10 protein-coding genes are annotated in these 19,255 nt (G+C 44.8%); 2 read left to right on the top strand and 8 right to left on the bottom strand.

Translation table 11 applies throughout. The features are described from left to right. Positions 1–8: 8 nt before the first annotated feature. The 8 genes from CXF83_RS16150 to CXF83_RS16115 all read right to left on the bottom strand — a co-directional run bounded on the left by CXF83_RS16150 (position 9) and on the right by CXF83_RS16115 (position 16,213). On the bottom strand, positions 9–998 hold the full coding sequence (locus tag CXF83_RS16150) for a DmsE family decaheme c-type cytochrome (protein WP_101093613.1): 990 nt from the start codon (positions 996–998) through the stop codon (positions 9–11). A gap of 105 nt (positions 999–1,103) precedes the next feature. Then, complete coding sequence (locus CXF83_RS16145; protein ID WP_332871145.1) at positions 1,104–3,107, bottom strand: OmcA/MtrC family decaheme c-type cytochrome; 2,004 nt, start codon at positions 3,105–3,107, stop codon at positions 1,104–1,106. 359 nt (positions 3,108–3,466) lie between these two features. Further along, entirely contained in the window at positions 3,467–5,692 is a 2,226-nt protein-coding gene (locus tag CXF83_RS16140; protein WP_101093611.1) for an OmcA/MtrC family decaheme c-type cytochrome, read from the bottom strand. Between the two features lie 465 nt (positions 5,693–6,157). Beyond that, the gene (locus CXF83_RS16135; RefSeq protein WP_157822950.1) at positions 6,158–8,410 is read right to left on the bottom strand and encodes a multiheme c-type cytochrome; all 2,253 of its coding nucleotides are present in this window, start codon (positions 8,408–8,410) and stop codon (positions 6,158–6,160) included. Between the two features lie 586 nt (positions 8,411–8,996). Next, a complete protein-coding gene (locus tag CXF83_RS16130) occupies positions 8,997–11,156 on the bottom strand; it encodes an OmcA/MtrC family decaheme c-type cytochrome (RefSeq protein ID WP_101093609.1) in 2,160 nt (719 codons plus the stop codon). 59 nt (positions 11,157–11,215) lie between these two features. After that, positions 11,216–13,129, bottom strand: a complete 1,914-nt coding sequence (locus CXF83_RS16125) for an OmcA/MtrC family decaheme c-type cytochrome (RefSeq protein ID WP_101093608.1) — start codon at positions 13,127–13,129, stop codon at positions 11,216–11,218. Between the two features lie 33 nt (positions 13,130–13,162). After that, positions 13,163–15,283: an MtrB/PioB family decaheme-associated outer membrane protein gene (locus CXF83_RS16120; protein ID WP_101093607.1), complete on the bottom strand. Its 2,121-nt coding sequence runs from the start codon at positions 15,281–15,283 to the stop codon at positions 13,163–13,165. A 15-nt stretch (positions 15,284–15,298) separates the two neighbouring features. Continuing rightward, positions 15,299–16,213 carry a DmsE family decaheme c-type cytochrome gene (locus CXF83_RS16115; protein WP_232775199.1) on the bottom strand — a complete coding sequence of 305 codons (915 nt, stop codon included), beginning with the start codon at positions 16,211–16,213 and terminating at the stop codon, positions 15,299–15,301. Positions 16,214–16,706: 493 nt separating this feature from the next. On the opposite strand from CXF83_RS16115, the gene CXF83_RS16110 reads away from it, so the two are divergent. Together CXF83_RS16110 and feoB are read left to right on the top strand one after the other, a co-directional pair. After that, positions 16,707–16,946, top strand: coding sequence for a FeoA family protein (locus CXF83_RS16110; protein WP_101093606.1), 240 nt, complete (start codon positions 16,707–16,709; stop codon positions 16,944–16,946). Then, positions 16,939–19,233, top strand: a complete 2,295-nt coding sequence (gene feoB / locus CXF83_RS16105; protein ID WP_101093605.1) for a Fe(2+) transporter permease subunit FeoB — start codon at positions 16,939–16,941, stop codon at positions 19,231–19,233. The genes CXF83_RS16110 and feoB overlap by 8 nt, the downstream gene beginning before the upstream one ends. The last annotated feature ends 22 nt before the right edge of the window (positions 19,234–19,255 follow it).

Raw genomic sequence — 19,255 nt, 5'->3', positions numbered from 1 at the left:
CGTCTCCGTTAGCGCTGGAACAGCTTGCCAGATGGATGGTTTGAACCATGGATCTGGTTATGACAGTTTAGACAGCTGCGGCCACCAGTAAAGGCATTATCGCCGACACTCGAACCTTGTCCTGTATTGCCCATGTAAGCTCTGCTTTCATGGCCATCGCTGGCATGACATTGTTGACACAGTTGCGGAGCACGCGTTTTTAACATGCCTTCATTTACACTGCCGTGAGGGTTGTGACAAGTAACACAATTCTCAGTAACGGGTGCATGCTCCCACAATTTTGGGCCACGTTTCTCTGCGTGGCATGAGTAACAGGTTTCGTTAACGCTAGGCTTAACGAGATCTGAATCACTCATTGATCCATGTGGGTTATGGCAATCGCTACAGACCATTTGGGCCCATTTCATTGGGTGGCTTGAGCGTTTGTTCATGTCGGCTTTCTGTTTGGTATGACAGCTAGTACAGACTTCCATTTCAGTATTTTTTGATAATACTGGATCTTTGGCTGCATGAATTGAGTGACAAGAAGCACAAGCAATATCAGCATTGTCATGGTGTCCACCATTCCAATCCATACGCTTGTCATCTTTGTGACAACTCATACAAACACTGTTTTGCTTTTCAGCAATTAGCGTAGAGTCTGGACCAAAAGCGATCATCGGCTCGTTGCCGCCACGGTTATGTTTACCCATTGGGCCGTGACACGCTTCGCATTGAAGGCCTGCCATCGGACTTTTACTTGAGTCTATAGAACCGTGAACACCGTCAAAGATGGCCATGACTTTTTCTGACTTCTTGTGACACATAAGGCAAGAGTCTGCGCCTTTTGGCGAGTATTTGCCTTCGGCGAATTTCTTGTCGAGTGTGGCTTCAACTTCATCAGGGCTCATCTTCGCATCCCACTTAGAAGCCATTGCAGTGTGAGCAAAGCTAAGTGAAAGTACTGCCGATGCTAATAGCGCTGGAAGTAAGGTTTTTAGTTTCTTGGTGATCTTCATAATCGATTTCCTAAACTTGCACAAACTTAGTGAAAGTGGGGGAGAGGACTCCCCCCCGATTTCAACACTTTTTAATTTTCAAAGTTGTTTTAAGTGGTGTACAAATTACATCTTAACCGCAGTGTGATCCGCTGGAGTTGGCGCATGGCAGTAGAAACACGTTTCTAGTTGAGCAGCGTTCGTCGCTTCCTCTTTAGATACGTTGACTAATGCACCTTGACCTTCAACGTGTGTCTTGAACTTGTCCATGTTGTAGCTGTGGCAAGAAGCACAAGTTGCCGCGATAGGCGTAGTGTATTGACCACCAGCAGTTGCAATCGCGCCTTTTTTCTTAAAGGCATCACGGTTGAAATCGTTATGACACTGGTCACAGTTCATTCCTGGGATTACCGCGTAATCACCTTGGCTGTGAGTCTTATGGAGTTTAGTCTCCAATGCACCCATGTTTACACCGCCAGCATAGGTACCGTCTGGAGTGTGGCAAGCTGCACAAGCATCTACACCGATGATCGGTTGGTCGTTAGCATCTTTGCTATGAGAAAGTTGCTCTGACATAACGAAACCAGCATGGTGACCACCTTTGTGGACTTGGAACTCAGCACTATGACATGTTGCACATGCGCTAAAGTTAACAGAGTCAACGTGACGCATACTTGGCGCTTCACCAGAAAGGGTAGCGAAAGCAAGATCGGCTTTCATACCTGTGTATTTGTCAGTGTCATTACCATCGAAATCAGGATCATCACATTTAACAAATTCGCCGTCAGCAGAGCACATAGCCCAACCAACAAAGGTGAAGGCTGTTTCGTCGTCAGCGCCAACAGCGCCAAGCTTAAGGTCTTTAGTTGTTGAGTAGACTAACTTACCATCTTCGATAGCGGCATTAGTATCAACAACACCGTTCTTAATCGCATTGATAGAGTCTTTGCCACCGTAACCTAGGGTTACGTTGTTTGGACCGACGTTAGTGATAACTTCAAAACGCTGCACCATTGGCAGGATGGTGCTGATATCAACTTCAGCGCCACTAGAGTCAACAACTTGAATACTAATTGTTGCCGCTTGAGTTGTGCTATCAATTGTAGACGCAACGTTGATGCCGTAAGTGTCGATTAGCGCTTTAGTGTCACCGAAGCTGCTAGTGTGTAGCTCTTCAGTCCAGCTTGCATTATGACAAGCAACACAGTTTGAGTTGTCAGCCTGTTGTGAGTGACCTTTACCTGCGACAAAATCGATACCAGTGTGACAGCTTGTACAGGTTTGCATGGTCGGCATACTTGACCAGTTGCCCCATTCCGTTAGCTCGCCACTATCTTCTTCTGGCGCAACGTGACAAGTTTGACAGTCGTTTTGTATCAGACTTTCAGCTTTTACCCCATCAAAGATGTAGCCTCTGCTTTCGAAGCTCTTATTGGAGTTGTGAATATTGTGGATCAGGTGATTCCACTCTTTCTCTTCTGACATACCATAGCTACCTGGAACATGGCATGTCGCACAGGTTTCTTGGTTGATATACGTGCTATGTCTGCGAGTCAGCGGCTCACCTTCAGCGTGGCATTTCGCACAGGCTTTCTGAGAAACAATGTTCTTAGTGTAAAGCGGCTCATAACCTTCACCAGAGAAGTCTTGTGACAGCTCTGTACGCGGCACGGATGTGACGCCATCTTGCAGTGTCGAAGCACTGGCGATAACGTTGTAACGTTGAGTTAATTCAGCGTTATAACCTACAACATCGATAGTGAAAGTGTAGTTACCATTTTTTAGGTCAATAAACTCTTTTTGGTTTCCAATCCTCTGCCACTGTGCACTATTACCCGCACCAGTAGCGCCCTGAGGGATAAGTTGATCTACATTTTTCACTTCAAGAGCTTTAAGACCAACAACGGGTAGGTCGTCTTCATTGGTTGCGAAGACATTGATTGTTGGCACACCGTCATTATAAGTCACATCAGTGACCTTTAGGTTTAGTGTGTTGATGTAGTCAGCTGCTGGGCCACCTGGGTTGCCAGGATTACCGTCAGTACCATCATCGCCGCCACAGCCGGTTAAGGCCATTGATACAGCGCTTGCTGCTAGGAGCAGCGCAATTTTAGATTTATTTACGTTCATCATTTTTTCCCTGCATAGGTTTTGGCACTGCCTAAACGTGTGGTCCGATTATGTAGACCGACTGTAATTTTTTAATTGCCGTTTAAGTCAATGCTGGAAATAAGATTCCCCAATGAAAGGCTAACGTAATGCAAGGCGAAAATCTGCATAGCAGGTGCCAATGTGTGACGTGGATCTTTCTATTTCTAAAGAGGTATTGGTGAGGGTTGCTAAAGCCGAATCAATATCAATAAATGCGCGATAAATATCCGAAATATGTAATAAAATGAGTATTGATGATGTGAGAATGACTCTCATTAAAAAAGGGAGGCTAAGCCTCCCTTTTTAGTGGTATTTCAGTTTACATATTCACGTTTAAACTAGTGGCTGCTGCCCCAGTTTGCATGTGCTTCAAGTAGCTGACTGTCATTGTGACAAGTTGAACAAGTTTCTTGAACATTTAACAGTTCGTATTCTGATGCAGGGATACCCAATGTTGTAAGCGCAACACCTTCTTCTAATAATATTCCGCCCATAGACTGGATATGAGAAGCTGTAGAAGTGTTCAAGCCATATGGCGCTACGTGACAACTAACACACGCTGCTGTTTGTGGAGAGACTACAAGTTGCTCATCCCCATAAACTGGCTTACCGTCGGCATCAACACCTGTTGTTACTTTACCAAAAGCAACTGGTGTAGCATCGCTGACTATTTTGCTTAGTGAGTAACCATCTTCACCGTGGCAAGATTGACACTCAGTCTTCTTGAAGAAGAGATCTCCTGAGCTGTCATAAAGGTAATGCTTGCTATGTACGATAACCGCTAAGTTAGAGCTAGAAGTCTTTCTATCACGTGTACCGTTGTGGCAGCTTGCACAACCATCCATGTCATTACTGAAACGATGCTTAATATCAGTGGTGTGACATTGCTGACAAGCGACCATTTCTGCATGTTGAGTACGTGGAGATGAGTCAACTACAGTTCCTGCTACGTTGAAGTAAGCGGTGTCTGAAACTGCATATGGACCTGAGTTTGATGCCGTTTTACCGTCATCACTCACATCACAGTCTTCTACAGTACCTTTACTGTCAAAACAAACGTGGATCTGGCTGCTAAGAGCAACAGTAACATCGGCAGTATTCATCACGTCTTCAACTTTGAAGAAGTTATGAGAATCATCACCATCTTGCATCAAAGATACATCAGGAATAGTAATGTCGATGGTGTTATCTGCACCTTCGGTAAATAGGTTGTAACCTACTTTCTGATAGTTAACGATAAAGTCATCATTGACTACACCGTTAAATACGATAGCACTTGTAGATCCGCCATATTTATATGGAGTTGGGTCAATTTGCGCTAAAGTAATAGTGTTATCACCGTTGGTGACAGTCATGTTTGCAGTAACAGTTTTAGTCGCTGCACTGTAAGTCATGCTGTTGAACGTTACTTTAGTTTCAGCTGCTTGCGCGGTAGTATTTTTTAGGTAGTGAGCAGATTCTGCACCACGTTGACCATCTGGGTCATTATGGCAAGATACACAGTTTGCTTTGCTTTCTGCTATCTGATCATTTTCAGAATCCCAGTGCCAGCTTGGCACTGCATATGGACTGTTGTGGCAGCTCATACAAGTTGCCGTATCTAAATCAGCTTTCCATGCATCAGCCATTGCGACATTTTCGTCTGGTTGGTGACAAGTTTGGCAATTCGATGCGATTTGTGGATAAATACCATTATCTGCATAGAAAGAATGGCTATGGATATCGTGAGCCATTGCTTTAATTGAACCGTCAAATTCGACAGAACCAGTAACGTTGCCAGCTTCATCTTTTTCATCTTTCATGTACGAGTTGTAATCGGCATGACAGAAAGTACAAGATTCTAAAGTGACGTTTCTACCGCCGTGCTTCGCGAGTGTGCCGTCTTGACCTGGACGATGACAAGATTGACAGGTTTCGTTAGCGATAACTGCTTTTGGTCTAGCTTGTTCAGTATCTGAACTTGGTTGCCAATAGTAGAAAGTATTGTTAACTAGATTTGCGCCTGCGTCGTTAGCAGATTTAACACTTAGGTAAACACCATTAGTGGCGTCTGGAGAGTAGGCATATTTACCCAAAGTATCAATGGCTTGGTTTAATACTAGTGTGTAGCTACCATCACCGTTGTCGGCTAAGCAGTCTTCACAGTTTTTACCTTTGAAGTATGAAGAGCCCGTAAAGTAACCTTCACCTTTGTCTTTGTTGAAGTAGCTCAACCAAATATCTCTTGGTGAACCCTCAATATCGGTGCCAGCTACTTCATCTTCAGTACCCACACGGCCGAATGAAACTGTACCTACATCTGATTGTTGTAAACCAAATACAGCTGCGCCGTTGGCATCAGCCAAATCGAAATTTAAGGTTAAGAAACCGTCTTCGCTTACGCTAGCTGAAGTAATATCAGCTTGTACATGTGACACTGACCCGATAGGTGTGCCAACTGGACCTGGCTTTCCGTCTTCGCCAGTTTTACCATCATCACCACCACAACCAGAAACTGCTAGTGAAAGCACTCCGGCTGTCAGTAGCGCTTTTGAAGTTGCGCTTAAGTTGAAAAATTTCATCATTTTTGTCCCTGCAATAGTTTTTTAATCATCACCAAAATAGATATAAGTTGAGAACAAATCTCATTAACCCACAATTAGTGTGCGGAATTTTATTTCCATCTCTAAGGCTAACGAAGCGGGAGGTTTTTAGCAGGTGTTTTAGCCGCTTTATGTGATTAAGATCTGACTATTTCTTTAGGGGTATACAAAAAAGTGCGTTTTTAGGACTATTTTAATTTTTGATTAAGAATGAGGCGACCTAAAAAGGCGGAATGTTGATGCTCTGTTGGTTTGGTGTTGGATGTAGTAACAGTATTTAAGTCGCTGTCACCAAATAAATAAAGTGTTACTGAGGTGGATTTTTAATAGGAGCAAAATAGTAGCTTAAAAATAAAAAAAGGATGAGAAAGCGAGTTCCTCATCCTTTGTATTTGTAGTACCTTCTACCACTTTTTGAGAGTGTTAGTCGGTGTCAACATACTTAAATTATTTAAGCATGTGGTTCTCTGCGACCTTTTCTGCATTATGACATGTTAGACATGATTCGCTATTCAGCATCGCTTCTGTATAAGTGCCAGCTACTACGCCACCCATCCCCTCGATGTGTGATTTGGCTGAATCTTTACCGCCACCGATATCGTAGCTACTAGATACGTGACACGATGCACAAACCCCAGCTTGTGGGCTAGAGAATGTTTCGTCTTTACGGTTCCAGCGCATTGGTGTTGAACGTGCATTCTCTAAGCTGTAATCGCTATTATCGTGACAAGCGGTACAGGTTTTAGTATCGACTAAAGACTGGACATCTTCACGACCATGAGCTTTACCGAATGTACCGTGAACTCGGACGATCATGCTATTGTAATCACCCGCTTCATGACACTGTGCACAAGTGTGAAGGTCTGCGTTTCGGTAGTGACTAGCGCCTTTTCGAACGACCATGTCATTGTTGTGACAGCTTGCGCAGTTGTCATAATTTACCGCACTTGCACGTTCGACCCCTGCAGTACCATCAAGCTTTAAGAACTCAGTTGTTGCTGCATTGGCGCTAAGGATCCCACTGCAGTTGCCCTCAGAATCGAGTTCAACCAAGGTTGACGCTTTATTCTTGAAGCAGGCACTGAAGCTTGCTGATAGCGCCAAGTCTGCGCCATTGTCAATCGCCTTAGCTAATGCTGGTAACGTATAGCCAGCAGGTGTTGCATCAACGACAACATTAAAACTACCATCGTCATTTGCAGTTACAGTGCTGCTAGCGCGTGATGCTAAAAAAGCGTCCGGCTTAACAGCATCAACAGCATTGGCATAAATCGTCAGTCTAGGTACGTAACTAGCGCTAACAACTTCTTCACCCATCATTAAGTTGACGGTGAAGCTAAGCTCTGCCACCTCTGTATTCCACACAATATTGCTGTAGCTTGTTTCGATGAGCTTACCGGCTTCAATTGCAGATTCACGACTTTCTTTGTCGTGTCCGGCGAAGTGACGGAAGGCGCCACCGCGAGTGTTACCATCGTTTGAGGTATGGCAATCGACACAACCGATATATGCGGTGCCACTGTCATCAGTTGTAGTACGGCCACCGTAGTGGTAATCGCCGTGACAGCTTTGACAGCTATCGGCATCCATATCTTTAAACCAATCTAGCGCGTGCACCGTTACATTTTCAGGCAGTGTTTCTGCTGTTTCAGTGTACTGCACATGGCAGCTTTCGCAGTTGGCGGTAGCGGCAGGGTAGTTGATTGGCTTTAACGGATTGCCTTCCTCATCAACTTGTGTAGTCCGGTCATATTTATAGCCAAAAACAGGGTTTTTAGCGGCGTTTCCAATGACAGTGTCAAACTTACCTAATGCACGACGATCACTTTCTGTCGCACCAGTATGAATAGCGTGAACCAGTCCTTTAATGGATCCATCGACGGTGAAGTTAACTTCATTACCTTCTTCATCTGTGCCTGCACCAGAATACTGTGTGTAGTCAGTGTGGCAGAACAGGCAACCATCGGCCGTATTTCCATAGTTACCATGACGGATGTGGTCTTCGCCAACATGGCAGCTGGTACACGTTTGGCTTTCTAGTACTAACTTAGGTGAGCTAACCGATTGCTCTGTCGCTGGCTCCCAGTAGTATGACTCAACATGCTTAACCTTATTGGCACCAGCGCCATAGGTCATTAGGTATACACCTTGAACCTGAGTGGCATCGTAACCGTAATCTAGGCTCTTAGTATCAATGATATCGGGCGCTGTAATGCGGTACTTACCACTACCAAGATACTCAAGACATTCTAGTCCTTCTTGGCAATTACGGTTCGGGCGCCAGTTATCTGTTCCAGTGACCAATGTGTCATTTTGCTTGTTACGATATGACAGCCAAATTTCACGCTCACCATCGGCACGTGAATCTACAGTGCTGCTATTACCTTCTGAATCGGTGATCTCGTAAGGCAAAAATGCTTCTGCTCGCGTTCCCATACGACCAAAGCTAACGCGGAATGGATCGGTTAGCTCCTCTAGTCCGGTAACGGCAACGCCGTTTAGGTTAGTAAAGTTAAACTCTATTGTAAGGGTGGAGTTTGCTTCATCGTAGCTGGCAAGTTCAACTTGGGTTTTAACTGCGGTTACATCGTTAATGTGCAATGCAATCTCACCATTATTGCCATCTTCACCATTTTCACCATCACTGCCACAACCCGCAAGCGCAAAAGAGAGTGCGCTAATGCCGATTGCTGATTTCACAGCTGCTGCTAATTTATACCGATTTATCATCATTTTATTCCCTGCATAGGTTTTATCTGCTGTGAGGTTTTTTACCTCTTAAGCGTGAGGGGCTTCCTCACCTTGATCTTACCCAAAAGAGGTAGCTCGCTATAAATCAATACAGCTAAATGTGAGGTATATCTTTTAGTCGTTATAAAATGTTAATTGTTTTTTAAGTTGTTATTTAACAGGTAGTTGTGGCGTTGCAGGGCAGAGGATTAATAATGGGTTAAGCTTGGCTCGCCAAAGCTTAATTTTAGCTGAAGGTTGAAGATGGTTTCACGATAGTTGTTGATTTAAATCAATTTTTATGGCGATCTTTAGTTCGTAATTTTAACGTTGCAGTTACATTCGGCGTTAACTTGTATGTGATACGTTAGCTCCTCGTGATGGGTAAGTGTCTTGAACTGTCTTATTAACACCATCCTAGGTGGATAGGCAATTGAGTGATGATACTTATCGCAAAACATCACGGAAACCAATGACTCAATACGTGCTTAAGACTATCTGAGAGTAAAAAAGGAGGCTTTAAGCCTCCTTTTTTAATTGCTAGATGATCAACATATTAGTTGCCGTGAACTTCAAGCAGTTGACTTGGATTATGGCAAGTCGCACACGCTTCTGCTGAGCGAGTTCTAACGTCATCGGCATCCATACCATCTAAAATTCCGCCATTAGAGGTGATATGACTTGCGCCTGAATCACTTAGGTACTTCTGATGACAACTTAAACAAGCTCCAGCATCAGATGATACCCAAATATCGACTCCGGTCGTAGTGTCGCCATAACGCCATACACGATCGGTTGCTCGACCTAGCTGGATGCCATCATCGGTGTGGCAGGTTGAGCAGTCTGTTTTGAGAACGGTACCAGATTGTACACCCGCATATTTAAGATAATGTCCCTCTGCTTCGTGGGCTTTATAGGCAAAGCTGGTCGGCTTCATGCCTCCAGGGAAGCTATCATCCCCTTTGGTGGTCTTGTCTGAGGTGTGGCATGTCTGACAGTTATAACCATTGTTATAATGATGATTTTCTTGATTGTGACAGCTCTGGCACTTTGCTGTGTCAACGATAGAACGACGCATCGCAGCTTGGGCGTCTCCATCGATGCCTGATCCTGACCAAACAAAGTGGTATGGCGGCTCTTTAACGGCTACAGAACGTGTCTTATCTGAACAAGCTGTCATTACCACTTCAGCCACGGCGTAACCGCCATTGTTAAAGCAGACTTCAACTGCTGACCATAGCTCAAAGGTTTTGCCATCGGGATTGGTAGGCATATCAAAGGTGCTCGCAACAATGCTAAAGGTCATCGTTGTGGCATCGTAGCTACCATCTTGGAGCTTAAAACGTCGCTTGCTGTATGATGCATCTGCATAAGCTGGGAAGTCTTTATCACTGTCCCAAGCAACCACCACACGGGTACCTTGATTAATAAACTCGCCAGCAACCGCTGCGCCAGTCGCATCGGTAATCTGGACATCAAACATCAGTTTACCAGCAGTATCTAGGCCTATATTACTGAACGTCACCCCCATAGCTTCTGCATCCGAGTAGGCTTTTAATACATCGCCATGACGTTTCTCTGCACTGCCAGTGCCAGGATAGGTATCTGTTGCGTTGTGACAAGATACGCAGTTGGTACTTGAGTGAGATTGTGAGGGTTTTTCTGTATGACACGCTACGCAAGCATTGTTACTCAGATCAGCTTTAAATAAGTCTGCATTAGCGGGCGCACCATCGCCTTCCACATGACACGAGGCACAATTGGCTGCCGGTTTTTGTGGGAACATGACTTTACCGTAGTCATGTAAGCTACCGCCGTAGCCGACGATTTTATAAGGGGCGGGAACGAGCCCATCTGGAGTGCTTGTCTCCCTATCTTGTCCTTTATGAATCGCGTGGATCATATAGGTGAACTCAACACTGTTGCCACTTTCTGGATCACCACTGGTTGCGGTATGACAACTGGCACAATTTTCTAAGTCAACTCTTCTGCCGCCATGTAGTTCGAGGCTTTCAGGTTGGTGACACGTATAACATGCTGTAATGTTAACCACATTTCTAGTTTGAATACCTGTGGTTTCACCAGAGGAGGGCTGCCAATCATGATGTGCATTAGCCGTTGCTTGGGGCAGTTTAAGCTCCAATGTGGCCCTGTGAGTATTGTCTTCTCCATAAGTAACGGCGAGTGGCTCTGTTACATTGCTAATATTTTGCATGAAACTATAGCTATAGCTACCATCACCATTGTCGACAAAGCAGTCTTCACAACTACTTGCCGCTTCTACATTAGCTTGATATTGGGCTGATGGTATTAGCCCTGATGTATCATCCGGTAGGTCACCAGGTTCTTTTAACACATTGATATAGGATTGCCATTGATAGCCACGGTTATACTCTACTTCGCCGAGGGTTTCGCTCACTTGGGCAAGCTGCGCAATACCAAACCTGAGATCGTAATCCTTTGTTAGCCCGAGCACGGCGACACCATTGGCATTCTCTAGGTTAAAACTTACAGTCACAGCGCCTTCTTCAACAGTGGCACTGGTAAATTCAGCCATTACAGTAGAGGTGTTTTCAATATTGACGCCAATAACGCCATCTTCACCATCGGCACCGTCATTGCCATCACTACAACCAAACAACAAAGCTGTACTAGCGAGTGCAATCAAACTGAGTTTTGAGCTTCTAGTTTTGATATCCATAATTTTGCGTTCCATTATTTATTCATCATAAATCAGTTAAAGCCTAGCAACCTGAGTTGTTAGGCTTATAATTTTTATTTTATGGGGTGCACTGCAAGCACATCGTAGGTGGCGCCTTGGCCATGACATGTCGCGCAACTTTCGGTCCCAGCGCTAGCGTCTGCTTCAGTGCCTTTAAAGACGGCACCTTGCTGAGCCATATGGGACATTGAGGTATCGCTAGTATGACAAGCACTGCATATTGCAGCTGTCGGACTGGTAAAGCTGCCATCATCAAATGCTAATGGCTGCACTGCACTATCAAGCGGCAATGCGGCCGTCAGCACGCCAGCGTCATCTTCAGTGTGGCACTGAGCACAATTTCCGATATTGCCAGGGTAGTTAATATCAGGATAGCTTTCACGTGAACCCGCATGCAGCGTATGTACTAAATGCTTATAATCTGCAGTTGATGCGGCAGGATTATCAGCACTGGCTTCAGCTTGCATATTACGGTTGTGACAAACTTGGCACTGTCCTTCAAGATCGTTTCGTGAACCGTGGTAGTTCAGCTGCTGATCGCCATGGCAGCTGCCACAGGTTTCGTTGGTTACAACGACTCGGCGTCCAGTATCACTCAGTGCTGTAGCACTAAAGAACTGATGGCTCGACTTGAGGTTGGTTGTGTTGTCTGTTTCAGCACAACTTGCCAACGTGTCGTCATCGCTGCAGAGCTTACCTTGAATGGCCAATGTGCCTTTGTCTGCGGTTAATTCACTAGGGACGGTGAGTCCGCTGATTTGATAAGTATATAATCCATCACTACCAGAGATAGGCGCCGTGTCCTGCAGTTTGATTGAACGGGCACTGCGGGTGGTGTAATCGACACTCACTCCCCAGTTGGCATAAATCCGTAGGTCATTGACAAAATTAAGCTTATCGGCACTTTCTGTGTAAACTTCGTTGGTTGCAGGGTTAGAAAGCCTTACCGCTAACTCAACGGTAGTGTCTGTTAATACTGCACTAACGATTTCCACATTAAATTGGCCAAGAACAGCATCGGTATCAGCTTGACTATGGGCACTCATGGTCCATTCTGAATTATGACAAGCGACACAATTACTATTGTCTTGCTGGGTTGGGTGACCTTGGCCCGCAGGGAAGTCAATATTGGTATGGCAACTGCCGCAAGCCTCCATAGTGGGCACGCGAGCCCAGTTCATGTTTTCGGTTAACGTTTCATCAGCAGCGTGGCAAGTTTGACAGTTAGCCAGTGACACTGGGAAACCGACTAAATGCTTGCCGTGAACCATGGGGGCAAATACATTGTCAGGATTGCTGACTTTATCTAGATTATGGCAAGTCACACAGGTTTCCACTTCATTGTATTTACTGCCATGAAAAGCCAAATCATTGTGGCAACTATTACACGTGTCCATTTCAATGAGGTTACGGGTATAAGCGGGTTCACTGCCTTTGTCTTGCCAATCGTGATGTTGGTTAGTGATAGGCAAAGCGGTGCCATCGGGTAAAGCATCGCCGCCCACTTTGATGACCACTCGCTGAGTAGCACCAGACATAAAGCTAATGTCATTCATGCCGTCAAATGCACCACTAAAAGTGTAGCTATATTGCCCATTTTTATGGTCGATAAATTCGCCGTCACAAACATTGGAGCAAGACTCTGACGTAAAATATTGCCACTGGCTGGCATTGCCTGCATTGGTATAGCCCATGGGTAGCAACTGAGCAGCTATATAGGTCGCAGACGGAATACCGACGACAGGTTCATCTTGCTCGTTGGTGATGCGGTAGTTAATCGTCGCAATACCAGCATCGAAAGCAACGTCACTGACTGCGATGCTAAGCGCGGTTATTTCTGTTGCTGGTGGCCCGCCGGGTTCTCCAGGGTTGCCAGAATTGCCATCATCGCCGCCGCAACCCGCTAATATGGCGATTAGACCTAGAGGAATACTTTTATGAAGTCTTGATTGGGTGATCAGTTTCATTTTTCTTTCCTTGAAATCCTTTAAATGACAAAACTACATTTGATAACTAAATGTCAGGCCAAAATAGTGAGCGTTATAATCGTGGTTTAAGTCGCCAAAAATCAGCACGTTGGGAATTGAATCAACGGCTAGTCCTTGGTTAAGCCAGTCTGAATCTTTGTAGTTTTCAAAGATCCAGTCGAAGCGTAATGCCATTTTTTCTGCTAACTGATATTTAGCAAAGGCATTGACGTTGTGCTTTTCGGCAAAGTAATCGCCATATGGCGAGGTGAGCCCTTGAATAACATCGGTATCACTTTGGCCATCAGAGTAAGAGTAATCTAAGCCCAAGTTGAGTTTGCTATCGAATAGGTTTTGGTAGTCTAAGCCTGCCCCAACGAGCGTTGACTGTTCATCGGTGTTTGTGTACCAATTGGGTAAGCCAAAGTTAGTGCTGCCAGCTTGTTCACTGTCACGCCAGTCTTGATTGAGGTAGGCATTAATGTTGAAGTCCTCATTTACCCTATAACTGGCTGAAATGTCATAGCCTTGAATATCAACACTCGTCAATCCAACTTGGGTATCATCATAGTCATCAAAGTTGGCATGAACGTTAGCGCTGGCAGAAAAGTCTTCTGAGCCACTGTAGGCCACATTTAGCTTATATTCTTGGCGCTCTCTATCGGCAAGATAGGACTTTCTTAAATAAGGATTACTGGGGCTTGATGTGGTGGTAACGGCGTTATAGGCGCTGCCGGTTCTATCGCTTGCAGTGGCTTTTATCCAAGCTGACCACGCGGGTGAAACACGGTAGTTGAGTTTTGCATACAGGGTGTTTTGCTGTAATGAATCTCTATCTAAGTCACTGTAGTCGTTATGATCATAACGATATCCACCATCAATATAGATACTGCGGCTAAATCGGTATTTGGCGCCGACATCGACTAATTGTTTGGTTCTGTCATATTCTGGGTTTACTGCGGTACCTGCATAGTAGCTATCAGTGATAACTTGAGGATAAGGATTGAGCGAAGTCTTATTATCTCTATCGGAATAGTCGTAACGCGCTCGCACGCTCAATCCACGTGCTAGTCGCCCTGAGTACTTTAACTTCATGTCGGTGGTATCAACTTGTCCATCTAGATTGCTAGTGGGCAGGACAGGTGATGGCCCGTTAATCGTCGCGGGGAGAAATGCTTGGTCTTGGGTAAAGCTGGCAACACTCAAATTCATTAATACCTGATGACCATTGCCGTTGAGTTGTGCATTAGCACCAACACGGTAGGCTTTGTTGTCAGGGGATGCTGCACTTTGGCCCTCATAGGCTGCACCAAAAGTGGGGGTGAATGCAGAGTTCCAGTTAACAGCTTGATGATCATTTTTATATTGGCTAAAGGATGAGTCAATGCCAACGAGCCAACCTTTGCCATTAAAGTATATTTTAGCGGCTAATTCATCGGTAGTGTCATCAATCGGCTGTGCCAACATGGCACTATTAGTTAATAGGTTGCCGGAGTAGGCACGTTTGCCTTGGCGTTTTTCATGTTGATAATTGATATCGGCTTTATAGAAGCTACCTTTATAGTCAGCTTCGAGTAAAAACCGATCGCGCTGAGTTTTGAGCGTGGTCTCGGTGACATCATTGTCTAACGTTGGCATTTGCCCTGTGGTTGCCCCTGTTTGCCAACTATCGGGCAGAACGAGTTGATCGCCACTGTTTCGATAAGGGCTTAGTGCTGCATTGGTATCGTAATTGGCTAATCCTCGATAACCGAGCGCAATTTGATATTGTCCGGGACGGCCGGTTTCAATTTTTGCGCTACCAGTGTCATAACCCAGTTTGTCTGCTTCGATTAGAGTTTGATAACCCGTTGCTGATGTGTAGTTAACATCGGCCTCAAGATGACCAACCGCACCATCGGTGTCAGTGCCGCTAGTATTGCCAAAATGGATATCACTGGCATCATTATAAGCGGCGCCAACGCCAACACTGCCACTAAAGCCTGATGATGTTACGCAGCGTTTGCATTGCCATTTTTCAACTTTTGCATTATCACGATTTGCACTTTGTAATCCATAGCCATCAGCAAGCGCTGGTGCGATGGAGGCGCTTATTGCTAACGCTATCAGAGATAGTTGTAGAGGCTTGTTAATATGGAACGGTAAATTTTTCATGGTTGCCACTCCTTGTTAGCGCTGCAGCAGCTTGCCAGATGGATGATTAGAACCATGCACTTGAGAATGGCAGTTCATACAACTCTGACCGGCATTAAATGCATTGGGGTTACCACCGAACACAGCATTTGAAGTATGGCCAACAGAGGCGTGGCATTGCTGGCATAACATAGGTGGCTTACTGATAAGCATGGCTTCATTCACGCTGCCATGTGGATTATGACAAGTCGCGCAATTTTCGGTGACCGGGGCGTGTTCCCATAACTTAGGTCCGCGTTTTTCGGCATGACAAGAGTAGCAATTTTCGTTAACGCTCATCTGCTTTAAACTGGCGTCGGCGAGTGTGCCGTGTGGATTATGACAATCGCTACATACCATCTGTTGCCATTTAAGCGGATGAGATGACCGTTTGTTCATATCCGCTTTCTGCTGGGTATGACAGCTAGTACAAACTGCAACTTCTGTCGCTCTGTCCGCAATAGGGTCGTGTCCGGTATGAACTTGATGACAGTTGGCGCAGCTGACGTCGGCATTGTCGTGATGGTTGCCACTCCATGCCATACGTTCATCATCGTTGTGGCAGCTCATACAAACACTGTTTTGTTTGTCGGCAGGGACAGGAGAGTTGGAACCAAAGGTGATCATTGGTTCTTTACCGCCGCGGTTATGTTTGCCTAATGGTCCATGGCAAGCTTCGCACTGCAGGTCGGCCATTGGAGAGCCTTTGACGTCGATATTGCCGTGGACGCCATCGAATAACGCCATGACTTTAGGACTTTTTCGATGACACATTAAACAGGTGTCAGCGCCTTTAGCTGAATACTTACCCTCGGCAAACTTTTTGTCTAATAACGCTTCGACCTCTTTAGGGGGTTGGTCATCCCATGGGGCAGACATGACATTAAAACTCAATGTCACTGCCGTGAGCATAAGTAGGTTGATTACCTTACTTGAGAACCATCCTGTGTTCTTATTCATCATGTCATTCCCATTCCATTCGCTTTCAATGCGTTATTTTTGGATTGTTATATTAGTATTTATGTAAATTACTAACTTAAGATAATAGAACAAAAATGTGACAAGTCCATAACATATGTAAGGTGATTTAGTCTTCTTGTTGCTGTTCTTTAAGGGCTAAGTCGAAAAGCGTGATCAAGATCACGTTCGTGTTCTGTTCGCTAATTGCTTGATAGAAGTGTAAATAATAACCATTATTATTTAGTGTGATTTAAACGTGGACGATTTATCTGTTAACAGTCGTTTATTAGTTGAGAGTTTTGTCACATAATAGAGAACACAATTGAAAATTATTATCGTTTACAGTTCGAAATATTGATCTAGGTAAGGTTTTTTAATCCAATGGTCATTTAAAATCGATACCAATTCAAAGAGAGTTGAGGCCTGTAATTAGGTGGAATGCACAATGAAGTTAAGTGAATTAAGTCCAGGCGATTTCGCCAGAATTTCTCAGGTAGGGCAAATTGATCTACCTGCTGTTGTAAAGCGCAAACTCCTATCGATGGGGATCACTCCAAATACTCGATTTTCTTTGATCCGCAGAGCACCTATGGGCTCTGGCGTAGAATTAGATATCCGAGGCAGTAAATTATGTATGCGTCGTGATTTAGCAGATATTATTGAGGTTGAAAAATCGAATGGATAAGCAATTTAACTGCGTCACTGTTGGTAACCCTAACGCGGGTAAGTCGACTCTTTTTAATGCGCTTACAGGCTCTAACCAGCAAGTTGGTAACTGGTCAGGTGTCACGGTCGAGAAGAAAACCGGTCAATTCGCTCTACAAGATACCGATGTTTTTCTAACCGACCTACCAGGCATTTATGATCTACTGCCTGCGGGGAATAGTTGTGATTGTTCACTAGATGAGCAAATCGCGCAGCAATATTTAGCTGAACAACCAATAGACGGCATTATTAACCTTGTTGATGCAACGAATATTGAACGTCATTTATATCTGACTGTTCAACTGCGTGAACTTGGTATTCCTTTAGTTGTTGTGTTAAACAAAATAGATGCTGCAGTTAGCCGCGGTATTCATATTGATGTTGCGCAAATGAGTAAAGAGTTAGGCTGCCCTGTTGTTGCTGTCTGCTCTCGTGATGAACAAGATATTGATAAGGTGAAGCAACAGTTTGTTGCTTTGCTGGATGGCAAGGTCTCTGAAGCGCCTTTGGTGCTTGACTACGATACAGAAATTGAATCAGCCGTGACTAACTTACTTGCACAAGATGAAATGTTGAGCCGAGGCCGCGCGTTAGCGATGCTTGCCAATAGCATAGGGTGTGGTAAATGTAAGAATAGCCAGATGGCCAGTGAAGTAGAGCAATACTCTCAAGCATTATCTCATCAAGGTAAAGATATTGAGATTATGGTGGCGACCACTCGCTTTAACTTTGTCGAACAGGTCTTTACTGGTTCGGTGAAAAGTGACAACGCAGAAACATTAACTGACAAGCTCGATAAGGTCGTACTTCATCCAATCGCAGGGATCCCAGTATTCCTGTTTGTGATGTATTTAATGTTTATGTTTAGTATCAATGTTGGTAGCGCGTTTATCGACTTTTTTGACATGACAGCAGGCGCTATTTTTGTTGATCATCTGGGCGCATTGATGAGCAGTTTTGGCTCGCCAACTTGGCTGGTGACGATTGTTGCTGGTGGTATTGGTCAAGGCATTCAAACGGTCGCGACATTTATCCCGGTGATAGCAGCACTCTTTTTAGTACTTTCAGTGCTAGAAGGCTCAGGTTATATGGCTCGCGCCGCCTTTGTTGTTGATGGGTTAATGCGTCGCATTGGTCTACCGGGTCGTGCATTCGTGCCTATGATTGTGGGCTTTGGTTGTTCTGTACCAGCCATTATGGCAACACGTACACTTGGCAGCGAACGCGAACGTATTGTAACGGGCATGATGGCTCCGTTTATGTCTTGTGGTGCACGTCTTCCTGTATATGCATTGTTTGCAGCAGCGTTCTTCCCAGAGTCTGGACAGAACTTAGTGTTCTTGCTTTATCTGATAGGTGTTTTTGCCGCGATTGGTACGGGTTTACTATTACGCTCAACCTTATTACCTGGCACTAGCAGTGCGGTAGTCATGGAGTTGCCGAGTTATGAAAAACCTAAGTTTAAAACGGTAATGACTCGAACGGGTAAGCGTACCAAAAGCTTTATCAAGGGGGCAGGTAAGACGATTGTTATCGTTGTAACCCTACTTAACTTTGTTAATGCCATTGGTATTGACGGTACATTTGGTCACGAAGATAGTTCTGAATCAATACTGAGTGTAGCCAGTCAGCAAGTGACGCCGTTCTTCGCGCCAATGGGCGTAGAACAAAAAAATTGGCCAGCAACAGTGGGTATTATCACCGGTATTTTTGCTAAGGAAGCCGTTGTAGGCACCTTGAATAGTCTTTATTCAGATGGCAGTGCAGGCGACGAAGAGCTTGCTCCACTGTCTGAAACATTTGCTGCAGCGTTAACGACGATTCCTGAAAACTTATTTGGCATTGCACTTGACGATCCGCTGTCTATTTCAGTTGGCGACGTATCTTCATTAGAATCAGCTTCAGAAGAATTAGAAGTTGATAGCTCTACCTTTAGTGCACTACAAGCCGGTTTCTCAGGAATTACAGCAGCATTTGCATACTTACTGTTCATTCTTCTATATACACCTTGTGTTGCTGCTATGGGCGCCTTAGTTAATGAGTTCGGTGGACGATGGGCGGCATTTGCTGGAGTTTGGACGTTTGCTTTAGCCTACGGTACCGCTACCGTGTTTTATCAAGGAGCTACGTTTGCTCAGCATCCATTGCAATCGAGTTTGTGGATTGGCTTTTTCGTTATCGCACTAGTGGTATTTTATGTGTGGCTAAAGAAGAAAGGCAGAAAAACACAAATAATTATTCCTGGTATTAAAGTGATTACCGAATAGCGCGATTAGCGTATACTCGATA

Source organism: Shewanella sp. Choline-02u-19 (assembly GCF_002836205.1).
Lineage (GTDB): Bacteria > Pseudomonadota > Gammaproteobacteria > Enterobacterales > Shewanellaceae > Shewanella.
Note: the sequence above shows the minus strand (reverse complement) of the source record. Positions and strands in the feature narration are given on the sequence as shown.

Coding starts and splice junctions, on each gene's coding strand:
- CXF83_RS16150 (WP_101093613.1), bottom strand. CDS start 998: ATGAAGATCACCAAGAAACTAAAAACCTTACTTCCAGCGCTATTAGCA.
- CXF83_RS16145 (WP_332871145.1), bottom strand. CDS start 3,107: ATGAACGTAAATAAATCTAAAATTGCGCTGCTCCTAGCAGCAAGCGCT.
- CXF83_RS16140 (WP_101093611.1), bottom strand. CDS start 5,692: ATGATGAAATTTTTCAACTTAAGCGCAACTTCAAAAGCGCTACTGACA.
- CXF83_RS16130 (WP_101093609.1), bottom strand. CDS start 11,156: ATGGAACGCAAAATTATGGATATCAAAACTAGAAGCTCAAAACTCAGT.
- CXF83_RS16125 (WP_101093608.1), bottom strand. CDS start 13,129: ATGAAACTGATCACCCAATCAAGACTTCATAAAAGTATTCCTCTAGGT.
- CXF83_RS16120 (WP_101093607.1), bottom strand. CDS start 15,283: ATGAAAAATTTACCGTTCCATATTAACAAGCCTCTACAACTATCTCTG.
- CXF83_RS16115 (WP_232775199.1), bottom strand. CDS start 16,213: ATGCTCACGGCAGTGACATTGAGTTTTAATGTCATGTCTGCCCCATGG.
- CXF83_RS16110 (WP_101093606.1), top strand. CDS start 16,707: ATGAAGTTAAGTGAATTAAGTCCAGGCGATTTCGCCAGAATTTCTCAG.
- feoB (WP_101093605.1), top strand. CDS start 16,939: ATGGATAAGCAATTTAACTGCGTCACTGTTGGTAACCCTAACGCGGGT.